This window comes from Bacteroidota bacterium, assembly GCA_016714535.1.
In the GTDB taxonomy this organism is placed as follows: domain Bacteria; phylum Bacteroidota; class Bacteroidia; order AKYH767-A; family OLB10; genus JADKFV01.
The window spans coordinates 725,025-740,889 of sequence record JADKDR010000001.1 but is presented as its reverse complement, the minus strand read 5'-3'; the positions used below and the strand labels follow the sequence as shown (position 1 = coordinate 740,889).

10 protein-coding genes are annotated in these 15,865 nt (G+C 37.5%); 2 read left to right on the top strand and 8 right to left on the bottom strand.

The features are described 5' to 3' along the window. Nucleotides 1-70: 70 nt before the first annotated feature. The 5 genes from IPO27_03055 to IPO27_03035 all read right to left on the bottom strand — a co-directional run bounded on the left by IPO27_03055 (nt 71) and on the right by IPO27_03035 (nt 4,148). The gene (locus tag IPO27_03055) at nt 71-955 is read right to left on the bottom strand and encodes a hypothetical protein (GenBank protein MBK8845581.1); all 885 of its coding nucleotides are present in this window, start codon (nt 953-955) and stop codon (nt 71-73) included. A 114-nt stretch (nt 956-1,069) separates the two neighbouring features. Continuing rightward, the gene (locus tag IPO27_03050; GenBank protein MBK8845580.1) at nt 1,070-1,468 is read right to left on the bottom strand and encodes a biopolymer transporter ExbD; all 399 of its coding nucleotides are present in this window, start codon (nt 1,466-1,468) and stop codon (nt 1,070-1,072) included. Between the two features lie 7 nt (nt 1,469-1,475). Beyond that, nucleotides 1,476-2,174, bottom strand: a complete 699-nt coding sequence (locus IPO27_03045; protein MBK8845579.1) for a MotA/TolQ/ExbB proton channel family protein — start codon at nt 2,172-2,174, stop codon at nt 1,476-1,478. A gap of 286 nt (nt 2,175-2,460) precedes the next feature. Beyond that, nucleotides 2,461-2,892, bottom strand: a complete 432-nt coding sequence (locus IPO27_03040) for a nuclear transport factor 2 family protein (protein MBK8845578.1) — start codon at nt 2,890-2,892, stop codon at nt 2,461-2,463. Between the two features lie 128 nt (nt 2,893-3,020). Then, on the bottom strand, nt 3,021-4,148 hold the full coding sequence (locus IPO27_03035) for a glycosyltransferase family 4 protein (protein MBK8845577.1): 1,128 nt from the start codon (nt 4,146-4,148) through the stop codon (nt 3,021-3,023). A 199-nt stretch (nt 4,149-4,347) separates the two neighbouring features. On the opposite strand from IPO27_03035, the gene IPO27_03030 reads away from it, so the two are divergent. Beyond that, nucleotides 4,348-6,432 (top strand): T9SS type A sorting domain-containing protein, encoded by a 2,085-nt coding sequence (locus tag IPO27_03030; protein ID MBK8845576.1) that lies wholly within the window; start codon nt 4,348-4,350, stop codon nt 6,430-6,432. Nucleotides 6,433-6,927: 495 nt separating this feature from the next. Here the strand turns inward: IPO27_03030 and IPO27_03025 are convergent, their stop codons facing one another. From IPO27_03025 to IPO27_03015, 3 genes are all read right to left on the bottom strand, one after another. Beyond that, on the bottom strand, nt 6,928-10,005 hold the full coding sequence (locus IPO27_03025; protein MBK8845575.1) for a DUF4397 domain-containing protein: 3,078 nt from the start codon (nt 10,003-10,005) through the stop codon (nt 6,928-6,930). 346 nt (nt 10,006-10,351) lie between these two features. Beyond that, nucleotides 10,352-12,466, bottom strand: coding sequence for a T9SS type A sorting domain-containing protein (locus IPO27_03020; GenBank protein MBK8845574.1), 2,115 nt, complete (start codon nt 12,464-12,466; stop codon nt 10,352-10,354). Between the two features lie 129 nt (nt 12,467-12,595). Then, nucleotides 12,596-14,698, bottom strand: coding sequence for a T9SS type A sorting domain-containing protein (locus IPO27_03015; protein MBK8845573.1), 2,103 nt, complete (start codon nt 14,696-14,698; stop codon nt 12,596-12,598). A 225-nt stretch (nt 14,699-14,923) separates the two neighbouring features. On the opposite strand from IPO27_03015, the gene IPO27_03010 reads away from it, so the two are divergent. Continuing rightward, nucleotides 14,924-15,859: a polyprenyl synthetase family protein gene (locus tag IPO27_03010; protein ID MBK8845572.1), complete on the top strand. Its 936-nt coding sequence runs from the start codon at nt 14,924-14,926 to the stop codon at nt 15,857-15,859. Nucleotides 15,860-15,865 lie beyond the last annotated feature (6 nt).

Genomic DNA, 15,865 nt, shown 5'->3' with positions numbered 1-15,865 from the left:
AATTTTTTTAGTAAAATAAAAAGTGTGTTGAAAGCGAATAGCTAAAGTTGTGTGAAGCTATAAAGTATGATTACTTTTTGTATTTATAAACAAAGGTAATGGTGCCTTTTTGTAAAATATTGTCAGGATTATTGGTTACATCAAATTGACATTCCAAAGCCTTCAGTTTGCTAAGATCATATAAACGTTTTGAGGTAGTGGTAGAGCCTTGTCCACCGGGCACTGCCGACACGACTTTGCCATTTTTGTCAACGGTTATTTCAACTACCACAGTGCCGGTTTCTTGCGAATTGTCGGTCACATTGGGGCGCTTCAAAATTTTGCGGCCTTTAAGGTTAACATTAATACCAGTGCCACCACCACTGCCAGGGCCAATTCCATCACCGTTGCCTCCACCAATTCCATCTCCTTTGCCACCTCCATTACCATCACCATCTCCCGATCCTTGTCCATAGCCGCCAAACGGATTTCCATCTGCAGTGCCTTGCACTCCGGTGCCGGTGCTTGCGCTTCCTTTAGAGCCACCATCTTTTTGCTTGCCTGGATACAGAGCTTTTGCTTCCACTTTAGGCTGAGCTACAACGGGCTTTGTCGTTACTATGGGCTTCTTTACCGGTGGGGTAATTACAGGTTTTACTTTTTCCTTTGGTTTTTCGGGCTCATCAATTGATGCCGACTCCTCATCGTCTTGCGTTAGTATTTCCTCGTCAGGCACAGTTTGATTGACTGCCGTTTCTGGTTGAATGGTTTGTGGAGCAATATCGGGACTAGAAGGAGGCTCGTTGCCACTTGCAAGTTCTACGTAGCCCAAGGCACCACCACCGCCACCACCACCGCCAAAAGGTGGTATCGTAGTATATAGCTTTAGAATGAATAATAGAATTAACATTAACGTCACCACTATGGTGGTTAATATTGTTGAGCGTTGGCGTATTTGAGTGTCAGTAAGAATCATGATTTATTATTACAGATGCATTCTTTAATTGCTTTTCATACCGCAAGGTAATTTATTTTTTGAGTTTGATCTTTTTTTTGTTCAAGTTAACGGTTACCATATACGATTGCTTTGTTATTTCGCACTGTTGGTGGCCAGTACCATTTTTATTTTTAAACGGTTTCCAATATCAAGTATGTCAACCAGATTTTGCACCTGAATAGACTTGTCTACTTTTAATATTGCCGTGGGATCGGTTTGACCTGCAATTTGCGCTGCAATGGTGGCTTCCAATTGTTCCAAAGGAACAATTTGATTATTTACGGCATATTGTAAGTCTTCGCTAATAGCAATGGTAATGGGGTGCTTTACCTGCTGAGAACTTGTTTTGGAATTAGGCAATAGCATTTTCAATACATTGGGAGTTGCCATTGTTGCAGCTATAAGGAAAAATAACAACAAAAAGAACATGATATCGTTAAGCGAGTGACTATACACTTCGGAGGCTATTCGGTTTCTTCTTCGCAGGTTCATGATTTATTTATTTTACAGGTTCTTCTAGTAAATCAATAAATTCTACTGCATTTATTTCCATTTTATTTACTACTCGGTCTATCATTAGTATTAGGTAATGATAGGCTGCATATGCACATATGCCTACCAACAAGCCTGCTGCGCTTGTAATCATTTTAATGTATAGCCCTCCCGAAATGGTGTTAATTTCAAGGCTGTTTTGAAGCGAGATTTGATAAAATATTTTTATTACCCCGAATATGGTTCCTAGAAATCCAAACATGGGGGCAATACCAGCAATGGTTCCAAGTATTCCCAGGTTTTTTTCCATTTTATAAATTTCAAGCTTGCCAACATTTTCAATAGCCCCTTCTATTTCGCGTATCGGTCTTCCAAGGCGCATTACTCCTTTTTCAACCATACGTGCTACGGGAGAATTTGTGTTTTTGCATAACGACCTGGCAGCATCTATTTTATTGTTGTGCACATAATCTCTTATTTGATTCATAAAGTTCATGTCGATATTACTCGAGCGTCTGATGGTAAAAAAACGTTCGAAAAAAATGTAAATGGCAACTACCAGCAATAGCGCAATAGGGATCATGATGGGCCCGCCTTTCATAGCTACTTCAAGGTAGGGCATTGATTGCTCCTGCACCGGAGCAGTAGCTGCAGTATCTGCTGCATTTGCAATTGTATTCAGTTGCAACAAAATGGAATTTATCATCGGCACTTAATTTATTTTATTTTCCAAAATTACCTTTAGTGGATGGTAGGTTTTTTGCCGATAGTTATATTTATTAACAGTGTGATGTTAGTGTGATTGAACGCGGTTAATGCCTGCTTTATTGTTTTCGAAAAGTTGGTTTGACTAAATATTGGTTTACAAACAACTACAGCTTTATGCCACAACGCTCGTTTTTGTTTTCTTAAACAAGAGCATTTTTACGTTTTGAAAACTCAAAACAAATTAGGAAGTGATAGTTGTGATCTTCGTTTCGTAATTGACCAAATCACGAACTATGGTCGGTTACAATTACCCATTTCGAATCAATTTTTTTCCATAACAATGTGTAATAGCCACTTACAGGTTTTTCTTCGCGCTCAAGTTTCCATTTGCCTACAACATAAGCATGTTGTTCGTTTAAAACTTCTACTTTCAAGATTTCAAAACTCAATAGCCCCATTGTTTTTTTATTCGGGTACGATTTTTTATAACGCTCCAGGCAAGGTTTCCATCCATAGGTTATTCCATTGCTACCAATAAAAGCCAGGCTATCATCTTGCCAGTAGCCTATCATAAATTTTTCTAGGTCTCCTTCGTTCCATGATTTTTCCTGCGCTTTCATTATGGCAATTATTTGGTCGCTATCAGATTTGTTTTGTGCATGCACATAGGCTATGCTAACAATAAGAAGGAGCAAGGCAAGTTTGATTTTTTTCATTTCTTTTATTCTTAGTTTAAAATGGAAATTATTCGATGATAACCGATAACTAAATTAGTGCATATCATTTTGAGATTGATTTAAAGTGCAAAGCGAGGTTAATTGCGCCATAGTTTATGAAACCAATATTATGCAATAGATTGATGAAATAGCCTGAAAAAATCATAGTGCTGTCGCGCAACAATTTCCCAGGTATAGGAGCCCGCAACTTTGTTGTAGGAGGCTTGCGACATCAACGCGCGCTTAGATAAAGGTAGATTAATAAAATCCACAATTGACCGATAGAGTTGATCCTGATTGTTTTTTTGAATTAAATATCCATTCGATTTATCAACCTGCGTAGAGGTAGCACCCACATCGCTTACAATTATCGGCATGCTATGTATCATAGCCTCCAGCACCACGGTAGGCATGCCTTCAAACAATGTTGGGAAAACAAAAATGTGGCATTCGCGATATAGTTTTTCGAGCAATAAATCATCAGCAAAACCATGATAAATTACGTTTGGCAATGCATAAGCTGATTTAAGGTTTTCGTACAATGGGCCTTTGCCAACCAGGTTGAATTCGCATTTATGTTGATAGCCATTTTTGTTAAGCTTACTTATAACTTTAAGCAAAACATCAATGCCTTTATTATGCGCAAATCGTCCTACAAATAGAAAGCGCATAACCGGTACCGAATAATCTTTGCTTGCATAAGGCCTATGTGCAACGGCATTCGGAATAGTGATAATTTTTTCTTCCGGCACTCGTGCCTGGGTTACCAATACATCTGAAAGCCCGCCACCTAACGATATAATTTTTGCAGCATATTGAAATATCTTGTTTTGGTAAATGCGCAATGGGTAAGTTGAGATTTTATCACGAAGTGTTAGTCCTTGGTAAGGCTCTAATCCATGCGGATTGATAATGGTTTTATATCCCACCTTTTTAATGCCTGAATACACGGCAAGGCCTTGAGCATAGATGATGTCAGGATTTATTTTTTCAACAATTTCCAACACAGTTTTGGAGTATCTGGCACAATTAAGTGCATATACCTTGGAGTTGAATTTTATATCGATATCATATTCTTTGATAGCCGGATTGTTAAATACCAGTTTATCGGTATGTGGATGAATAACGCTGATTTCTAAATCATATTTACGTGCAAGTTCTTCTATCAGAAGCCTTGAATGACGCTGAATTCCGCCAACGTTTAGTGGAAAAATCCCATCGGTGCAAAAGGCAATATGTAATCTCCGGCTGTCCATATTGAACAAAAAGGCGAAAGTAGAAAGGATTTAACTCATTCACTATCAAAATCAAACCACTGCCCCCGTTTTTAAAGTCAATTCCGTTTTTGCTTATCAACAAATGACAAGTTTTTGGGAAAAAGCAAAAATAATTTTGAAATGATGCAGCTTTTTCGACTATATTTGAATCTTATTGCCATAGACCTAGTTTGTAAACATGCCCCTGCAACAAACAATTGCCTCAGCAATTAGATTTTTTTTGATTGCTGTTATTGCCTTTTTTTCAGGTAATCTGGAGAGTATTGGTCAATGGAAACCTGTGACATCGCTATATGGAGGCAATAATCTTTGCATGGATAAATATGGTGATTTATTAGTTTGCGCTATTGAATATGGGGGAGTTTTTGTATCGACAGATAATGCACAGTCATGGAAAAAAACGGTTGTTCAACCATTGCCTTCATTAAAAACAAAAGCTTGGGCAGCCATAGAAGGTGCTAAAATAATTGTTGCTAACGATGCCAATAGTCTTAACATTGCATTAAGTCAGGATACCGGTAATACATGGCAATATCTTAATTTCAACAAGCAGTTGTATGATTTAGCATTGTTTAAAGGTCGCCTCGTTATTACTGATTTGTACGGGGTGCATACATCTTTTGACAATGGCAGCAGTTGGATAAATGATAGTATTGGTATTGGCCCTTTTTATATTGAAGAGTTTGAAGACCGCATTTATATTATACAACAAAGCACAAACCCGGGGAACCGTATGTATGAAACCAATGATACTTGCCAAACCTGGATTAACCGAAACAGTATTCCGGCTAAGTATGAAACCATTACGAAATCCGGTGATACCATTATTTGTGCTGATAGCTATTCACAAATGTATTTTACTTACAATAATGGTGTAAACTGGAATTCTTATACCATGCCGTTTACGCATATTAATAGTAATAGCGAACTTCACCTCAATGCCGGTATGCTCTATCTTGCCCATGGCGATTCATTGTTTTCATCTATAAATGCTGGCAATACCTGGAATTTTATTAAAGTGTTCAAAGGGTTGTCGGCCACTCAATGCTTGCCTTCGAACGGTGAGTTTTTTATCAGTTCGCAGAATCATGCTGTTGTTAAGTTTTCTTATAATACAATTAACCTGGGAGTATCGGCTCAAGGTATCAATTGCATTTATGTACGCGAAATTCTTTGTGTTAGCGATACCTTTCTTGTAGCAAATGGAAGCAATCTGTTATACCTTTCATTTGATGGTGGAATGAATTGGAATGTGCTTATGCCTGCTAATAATCGCGAATATCTTAATGGACATTTCGCAATGGACTCGAAGCAGATTCTGGCAACTTACAAGCATTACGTTTACAGAACATTTAATTGGGGAACCACGTGGAGTTTAATTGATAGCGTGCCCGGAAAATCAATTATTAATAAAGCCGTTATTCATGGTAATGATGTGTACTATGCAACTACCGGGGGTGTTTATGTTTCCAAAAGCGCAGGGTTGTTTATGACCAAACTTGGTTCCATAACCAAGAATATTCTAAGCATAGATTCGCACAAGAGTTTTATTTACATATCAACCCATAATAAGGTTTACAGAACTGTCGCAGGTGGTACTGGCGTTTGGAAATCTATTGATAATGGCCTGCCGTCTTCTCACAATTTTTATTTTATCGATTCTAACAAAGATAAAGTATACATGGGCGGCAACAAAGGTATATACAGTTGCACTACACCTGATACCTTCTGGTCGTTTACTGGAATGAAAGGACAAAATGTATTTGACTTGTATGGCAGAAACGATGAGATTTTTGCTTCGTCCGGTAACCGTAAAATTACCTTGTTACCAGATACCATAGGAGGCAAATGGCAGGAAATTAATTATGGAATAACGAATAGCATTTTTACTACCTATCAGATTGCGGCTGGCGAAAATACTTTGATGATGGCTGGGGGATATTTTACACGGGGTGTTTATATTCGTAACATATGGGATGTGATTCCTACTTCAATTGTTTCGTATGCCTATCAGAGTAATTCGTTGATGTGCTATCCTAATCCTACCAATGGAGAAATTACTGTTATGCTTAAGCCTGTTAATAGTGAAGGCCTAATTACAGTGTTAGATATACATGGAAGATATATTATTACCAGGGAGGTAAAAGCCAACTACGCCAATTCAATAGATCTTGACTTAAGCCATCTTGCTTCGGGAGTTTACAAAGTTATTTACACTGCTGACCAAGTGCAGCAAACAGCCAACGTACATATTCTAAAGTAAAGGCAGTTAACTTTCGTTAATTATTTTCGTCCATTCAAACCTACGCTATTAGTACTTGTTTGTTTCTTTATTTTCAACTAAGTGTTTGTCAGTATCCAATTCAAATTGCAATGGTCACACCTACTGAGCAATTGAGATGGACAATACTATCAATAAAGATGGTGATCGGAAAATTGGCTTTAAGGGGGGGGGGGGGGGGGGGGGGGGGGGGGGGGGGGTCCCTTTCATTAAGTAGATAAAACAAGTTGTTGAATCTAAAACAGGCTCAAATATTGAACGTTGGTTTAGCAGTAAAAAATTACAGCTGCAACCTAGCTAAGCGAAAATTTTAGGAAGAGATACTGAGGACTAAAATTACCTAATCTTGAAATAACAGTAAGTGAAAAATGCCAAACTATTTTTTTGCAAAGGTCAACAACCTTCTTACACTATTGAATTACTTTCATCAAAGTAAATCAACCTATAATGCAAAATTCAATAACAGGAATTGAATTTTTAGTTTTTTATAATGCGCTTGCTGAAATGATTGTTACCAGCAACTACCGAAATACCATAAATACCTGAAGGCAGCGTTTGGATATCTAATTTTAATATGTTGCTTGCGGTTTCAGTTTCTGACTTAATGATTTTTCCGGTTAAGTCATAAAGCGAAATGTTTATGATGCCTTTTATATTTTCAGGAATAGAAATGAAAATTTCCTCGTTGGCAGGATTAGGAAAAACCACAATATCACTTTTTGATAAGGCTTCATTGATTCCTGTAAATAGTTGTAATGGGAAAGTAAATCCATCAGGCATGGTACACCACAAACCAAATGGAAAACCATTTTGGTTAACACTTGGATTGTTGTATCCAGTTGTATAAAGTACTCCACTCATTCCACCAAAGGCTTGAAAGTCGGCTATAAAAGTTGCAAAAGCAGTAGTGCTATTCCAGGGAGTAGCATCAAATAAATACTGTCCTGCCGGCAATGACACATAGTTATCTACATCACTATATTTAATATCATTATTTAAAATAGTAATTGATTGAGCTGCAATATCAATAGCGCCTAAGTCGGTAGTAGCGTGCAAAGTGCGGAAATCAAAATTTCCTGCTTGAGTCGATTTTTCGCGAAACCCATCATGTAACCAAACATCAAAAGCTATTGTACGTCCATCGGGGTTTAATGCAAAATTACTGGTATCAACCATCCCGCTTGCCATGGCAACATATGACTTGCCATTTTCAAGAGTAACCTTTCGGTTTAAAAAAATATCATTGCTATCTACACTGTTTTTAGGTGCTATTCCAACTTCAAACTCAACATTTGCAGCTAATGCAATAAAAGGGGTAGCAGAGTGATAGGGGAAATTATCTACCAGAAGCAAGGTTTTGTTTATGTAAATATCAACGCTATCTAAGCTTGGATCTGACGAATTATGAATAACCTGTATTTTAGCTTCAGCTATTTCGGGCAAAGGAATTACGGTGCCATTAGGAAAAACTAACCAAAGACCCAACGGTTCACTTTGTCCGGGTGCCGTGTTGTCTATAAAGCCGGATGCAATTATAATTACAGCCTGACCACCTAGTGCAGTAATATCAGCTTCAAAAGATTTTAGAATAGAATTGTTATTGTTCTCAGGAGTTATATCAAGAATGTAACGTGCTGTATCGAGCGAATTATATCCGCTAAAGCTTCCATATTTAATATCGTTTACCAACACCGAAAAACTGCGGGGTAAAACATCAACCCCAGCTGCATCGGTAACCCCATGAAATACATTAACATCAAGTTTTGCCGGATCTATTCCCAATTCGCGGGCATCATTTATACGATAAGCTGCCAACGAAATGTTGTAGCCGTTTGGGTTTGGATTGAACGTGCCAGGATTAATTAATCCTGATACTACCACTGCATAATTTTTTGCTGCATCAAATGTTATTTGAATATTTTTTACAGTATCTAAAACCGAAGTACTGTTTGCAGGGGCAATACCAATATTGGTTAATAAGGCTGCACCTAGGTCAGTAAATGGCGTGGCGGTATGATAACCAAAGTTATCATATGCAAGTATGCTGTTAACATACACATCAACTTGTGCTGCTGCAGGATCAGAAGCATTATGTATCAATTGTACTTTTGCAACTTGTCCTGTATATATGGGCAGCTTAACTACATTTCCTGCCGGGGTTGCCATATATAAACCAAAGGCATTGTTTGCTTGATTTGGTGCTAGTGTATCCATAAAGCCGGAGGCAAACACAGTTACACCATTATTCGTATAAGGATTAAGGTCAGCAATATAGGATTCATAGATGTTTGATGAGTTGGCACCTTCGGTTACATCTATTACATACGTATTTGGTGCAACCGATACGTAACCTGATGTATCTCCAAAACTAAGATTATCGGCAAGGTTGCCTATAGTACCTATCATGTCTAAATTGTAACCATCTGTGCTTCCATGAATGGCAGTAACATCAACATTGCCAAGAACTAACGATGCTATACGTGCTTCGTTTTTTCTTATTAATTGAATAGTGGTGCTTTTTCCATCGGGATTAGGAGCATAATTAGCAGGGTTAATTACTCCACCCAGCATCACTGTATAGTTTCCTTCAGGAAGATTCAAGGGGAAATTTCTAAACGTGTCGGCAACACTATTGCTGTTGCCATATCCTAAACCCAAATTAATATCAAAATCGGCAGGCAGGTCAAGATAGGTACTTGCATTACGATAGCCGATATTATTTAATATGCGTTCCCCATTGATGTATATATCAGCTACTGGCAAACTCAAAGCAGGACTATTGTGAATGAATTGAAAATTGGCTTTTTTCATAATAGGAATTTCGGTCACTGTTCCATTGCTTAGTACCATAAACAAGCCTAGAGGTGCGCCATTTTCATTTATTGATGGATTGCGAAAACCGGATGTAAAAATTATTGCTGCTGAACCAACGTAAGGTGATAAATCGCTAAGTGCAGAATAAAAAGGAGTTTTGGTAGTCAGATAAAAAGCAAAATCAAAAACCATTTTGCCAGGCACGAAAGATATATAAGGTGTAACGTCTTTATAAATAAAGTCATTAGCAAGTTGAGTTTGATAGCGCGAATATGCATCGGAACGCGAAACATCCGTGCAGCCTTGATATAAGATTATATCCATTTCGTTAGCATTTAAAGCCTGGTTGCGCAATCCTGTTACAAGGTCTACCTTCAATCCTATTCCTACAAAATTCGTATTTGGAGCATATTTGTTAAGGTGATAAACACCATTGATAAACGCGGCAACGCGGTCATTTGCAGTTAAGGTAATAGTGCTTTGCTTAATGGTGTCGTTAACAGAGGTGCTATTATCGTATGCTATACCAATATCAATTGCAACTCCCGATGAAACCTGGAAAAATGGAGTAGCCGAACGATACGCAAGGTTGTCGTAAGCTAATACCCCATCTACGTAAACATCAATTGAGGCTAAATCAACATCGCCTGAGTTATGCACTATTTGCAAGTTTGCTTGTGAATATAAGGTGCCCGAAGCGAATAAAAAAAGAAGTGCGTTCAGTAAGATTTTGTTTTTCATTTTGTGTTTGATATTTTCAATTATAATTTAAATTCAGGTTTCGATTTCGGTTTGTTTAAGCTAAAATTGCTTAAATCAAAATGTGTTAAGCTATCGGTTTATAGGTTTATTTTGGAACCGCGAATATCCTACAAATAGCGGAAAATAAAAAGTATTGGTGAAATTTATTGCATATATTTGTGTTATCAATTCATGCAACAGTTAAAACTATTTAGGTTGTCCAAACTAATCCTGCTACTTTGCCTTATAATAGCGGTAAGTAGTTGTAAGTTATTTAAGAAAAAATGTGATTGCCCTAAATTTGGTCATCAAAAACCATCAGAAATTAATCGGCATAGTTAGCTCATTAATGTTGGCAAGAGTTTTCAGTATCAAAACTTGAAATGGCAAATTTTTGTGTAAGCATTAGTTTTTTGCCATCAGTCACCCTTACTATATACAATCCATCACTACAATTATGCAAATGCATGTCATGCGTGTTAAGGCCTTCGGTTAACCGAACATTGGGATTATGTTCTATTATTTTACCCTGCAAGTCGAAAACATCAATAGTTGCATCCACATCCTTCTCTGTTGTAATTTTCAATGTCTTATGATGCGATTCGCCATTAGGTAAAACAGCAAGTTGTAAGTTTTTTTCGTTCATCAGTGTTGTCCATGAACGACTGCTGCTGCTTCCAAATACAATAGGATTGCTGCATACATATATTTTTCCTGTATTGTCAGTAACAGTTACTCTAACAAATGACTCTTGCGACCGGTCTATCATAGGTGGGTTGTTAGGATTAAACACAACATCTTTGGCCAGATAAGTTACATTTATTCCAGATTGAATTAAGCCATGCGTATATCTAAAAGTTGATCCCTGAAGTGGGGTTGTCATTACCACATTCAATGGAGCCGTTATAGGATTTAAACCTACAAAACGATCGCCCATATAGGCGCTATCTATATTAAAATAAAAGTTCCCATCCCACTTAATACTGTTACCAAAATATAACCGGCCTTCTTTCATATTCCTTATTAAATCTTCGGATGCATTGGTTTCGCTCCATACCCATGTATTTAAAGGGTTTTCATTGTCGAACCAGTTGCCTCCATGGCGGTCTCCTACCGCATTTGCGTATAAAAATAATCCGTTTGCAGTTAACTTGTCCCAAAGGCTTATGTGATGCGCTAAATCGCATTGTCCTCTAGCTTCATAACCAACTTCCATTAAGTCACAATCAAAGGCATTTACACTCAGTATGTAATTGGCAGTTTGATCGGTATACGTGTCTTGCCAGGAATTCTGTCGCACGGTGAGCCTTGCAGTGCCAAATGGATGGTTGTAGCATGTAATCCCACCGGCATCTTTCACTTTACTTGTAAATGCATTTACGGTGCTTGATTTATATAAAGTGCTGTCATGCATGAATTTCTGGTTGCTTACACTGTCAGCAACAAAACCATTGAAATGTGTTTTGCTATTATTCAAATAAGTAAATGAAAACTCCGATCCAAAATAATTCTTTACCGGGTATTCGCTATCGTATTTATTGCCAAATGTTTGAATAGCATCCCATTGAAATATGCTTGACTTGCGAGTTGCACTTATTGCCATATCGCTAAATTCGGCACTTACTGCCATACCACTTTTAGCTTCAACACGAGGACGATAGTCGCTTATTACATTATCAAACCCATCTTTAAGATAAGGTGCCAGAACACTAAAATCAACGGTGATTGAGGTGAGTACTCCATTACTGATTGGTCTGTTTACAATCACTGTCATACTATCATTGGTATAGGTTGCTGAGGGCAAACCCGCAGGAATAAAATTAAATATCACTTGTTGTTGCTGATTGTTGCCATTGTAATTGTGATAGTTTAAAGGAATGATGAATTGAACTTTGGTATTGATGGTGCTTGTAAGGCCACTTACCTTTACTTTGAAGCTAAATAGGGGGTAGCTTGATAATGGCCTTACCCATAAATTTGTGCCGGTAAGTAAGCCATCTTTTGAACGTGGAAATCCTTCGAGATAACATTTATTTCCAGATAAATCAGAATTAATACCCATGGTAAGTTTCGTGCCCGAACCCGCTATGTTATAAGTGCCAGTTCCTATAAAGTTATTAAACTCCCATCTGTTTGGTGTTTGGCCATTATTAGAACTTAAGCCGGTAATCTGAAATGTGGAGCTTTTAAAAACTGCATTTGCAAAGCTAAAAGTAGCCGTTTTATATTGATGATAAGAGTGCATATGTTCGCTCCACCAAACAACATCTGTATTGGTTTGGCTCGCATAGTAGTTGTGAAACTGCATGGACCCTGGTAAATCATTCCCATTATGATTACTAATTCCATGAATATGCATTTGCACACAAAACGGATTTTTGATTGAATAAGGATTTTGGCAATAGCAAAATATATGTATAGCAAATAGCAAAGTTGCTAATGTAACTTTCTTTTTAAGCATAGATGATAAGTTATTCGATGTGGCGCCAAAAATATAAATTAAGTTTATTGCTCAACTACCTTTAAATGCACAATTTCTATCTTTATTTTGACTAAATATATTCAAAGAATTTCAAAAAACGCACCGCTGTTAGTGCCTACATGGAGTTGCGGGATTATGTCGCGCAATGGTCATCTTTGTTGAGGCTTCGTAAGCGGCTGATTTGTAATGCACTAGGTAAATGCCTTCGATAATATTTTGCAATGACATTTCAATTTGACTGGTTCCTTTTGGGACATCTAAGTTGTTTATTCTAAACACCTCTTTGCCTTGCAAATCTACAATTGAAACATCCGCTTTTTCTTCAATTATTGAATTTATAGTAAGGGTCTTATTATTTACATCTACCGTTGGCTGTACCGAAATCTCTACCGCTACATGAGATGTTGCACAGTTTCTATCTGGTAGTTCATTAAAATAAATTATCGGATTAGAAACCAGGTAAACTTCGCCTGTATTATCTGTTACTGTAACATAAACAAATCCGGGTTGCGATCTATCAATAACAGGTAGTTGGTTTAATGTAAATGTTGAGTCTTTGGCAAAGTACTTTACATTTAATCCCGGTTTTATTTTACCATGTGTGTATTTAAAAGTAGAACCAGGCAATGCGTTGGTAATAATCACTTCCAACGTGTCAGGGTTATTTTTGTACGATATGTTTTTATCTCCCATAAAGTTGTTTCCAATCTTTATATAGAATCGTCCATCATACTTAATATTATTGCCAAAAAACATTCTGCCTTTTTTTATACTTGATATCAGATTTTCAGAAGTTCTGTCGATGCTGAATATCCACGTGCTTAAAGGATTCTCATTGTCAAACCAATTACCACCATGACGGTCACCTACTGCATTTGCATACATAAAGAGTTCATTGGCATTCAATTTATCCCAAAGTTGAATGTGATGGGCAAGGTCGCAATACCCGCGCGATATATATCCAATCTCAATCATATCACAATCATTGCCATTTACGCTTAATATATAATTGGCAAAAACATTAACCAGCGAGTCTTGCTGTACATCAGAAAGTACATTGTATCGCGCTGCGCCAAATGGATGATTATAACTTACAACTCCACCAGCATTTTTTATTAAGGAAATAAACGAGGAAGCCGTACTGGCATTATACACGGTGCTATCATGCATAAAATCTGCATTGGCTGCACTTTCAGGTACAAACCCATTAAAGTGTATATAATTGTTTTGAACAAAATTAAAAGAAAACTCAGAGCCGAAATAATTTTGCACCGCATATTGTGTCTTGTAATTATTGCCTAGTTGTTTTAGCCCATTCCATTGAAAGGTGTGACTTTTTTTATTCGAAGTAATTTGGATGGCGCTGAAACTTGCCGAAACCGTATCTTTATTTTTTGCTTCTACTAAAAGTCTATAATCGCCAATTGTATTGTCTTTGCCATTCTTAAGATATGCCGCCATGCTTGCCATATTAATGGTGATGGTTGTATCTATGTTGTTTCTGACAGGTACATTAACGGTTACCGTATTACTATCCGTGCTCAGGCTATAAGTGCCAGCTGCTCTGATGAAATTATAAACAACCTTTTGCCTTTTGGCGCTGCCATCGTAATGGTGATAACTAAGATAGACTATCAATTTTATTTTGGTAGAGGTTGTGGCATTAAGCCCACTTGGCTTAATGTTAAAAGTTATAACAGGTTCTGATAAAAGTGTACGACCAAACTCATTGGTGCCTGTTAACGGCCCATTTCCACCACGTGGAAATGCCTCCATAAAACAGCGCTTGGTTCCGCTCTCGGCACGTAACGCTAAGTTAATTTTTGTGCCTGATGCGCTTACGTTGTAAGTGCTTCCACCTATATATTTGTTAAACTTCCATCTATCAGGAAAACTGGCCGTAGGTGCTGTTAGCCCTTGCAGCTCAAAGGCGTTGCTGTTAAAGGTTGCTCCGCTAAAGTTAAATAAACTGGTATTGTACTGATGATAAGCATGCATATGATCGCTCCACCATATTACATTGGTATTGGTTTGAGTGGCATAGTAGTTATGATATTGCATACTGCCAGGTAAATTATTGCCATTGTGATTGCTTATTCCATGAATATGCATTTGTACGCAATTCGATTTAAGATTAGTGAATGGGTTTTGCGAATGCAAAACGCAACTATTATAAGCAATCGCTAATATAACTAAACTGGCTTTTTTCATTGGTTTGATACAAAATTTAAGTTGCTGCTAATTTAGATATAAATTGCGGTTCAATGCAGCTATGTGCAATATTGCGTATGCATACCAATTGCTGATTTCCTGAAAAATGACAGTTTTATTTATTTTTATGAAAGCATCTACGTCATAGTATTTACATTTGACCACCTATAAATATTTTGTGTGGCGCTGCATATCGATCAAATAAAAAAACCAATTGAAAAGGAAATGCTTGATTTTGAAAAAAAATTCAAGCTTGCTATGCAGAGCAAAGCGCCATTGCTGGATAAGATTATGCATTACATCGTGCAGCGCAAAGGCAAACAAGTTCGCCCTATGTTTGTATTTCTTACTGCGGGAATGTGCGGAGGCATTAACGAATCTACCTTTGATGGTGCATCACTTATCGAGTTGTTGCATACCGCTACCCTGGTGCACGATGATGTGGTAGATGACAGCAACATGCGCAGAGGTTTTTTTTCTATCAATGCATTATGGAAAAATAAAATTGCTGTGCTCGTGGGCGATTATTTGCTTGCCAAAGGATTGCTTCTTAGTGTTGAGCGTAAGCATTTTCATTTGCTAGAAATTGTTAGCAATGCTGTGCGCATGATGAGCGAGGGCGAACTCCTTCAACTTGAAAAAGCACGCAATCTGGATATTGACGAAGAAGTGTATTACACCATCATTAAAAATAAAACGGCTTCACTTATAGCTTCCTGCTGCGCCATTGGCGCAGCAAGTGCACAGAAGGAGAACCCTGAACTTATTGAGCGTATGCGCGAGCTTGGCGAAACCATTGGTATGGCTTTTCAGATAAAAGATGATATGTTTGATTATGAAAAAACTAATAAAACAGGGAAGCCGGTGGGTATCGATATTAAGGAACGAAAAATGACCTTGCCGCTAATTTATACCTTGAATAAAGTGCCACGCACCACCCGCAAACACTTAATTAATATTGTGAAAAATCACAATACCGATGCCACTAAGGTTGAAGCCGTAATAAACGAAGTAATGCAAAGTGGAGGTTTCGATTATTCGGTAAATAAGATGAATGTGTTTACGACCAAAGCAAAATCTATACTCCATGCTTTTCCCGAGTCAGAATACAAAAACTCGCTAATCAACCTAATTGATTTTACCATTATGCGTACGGTATAAAATTTA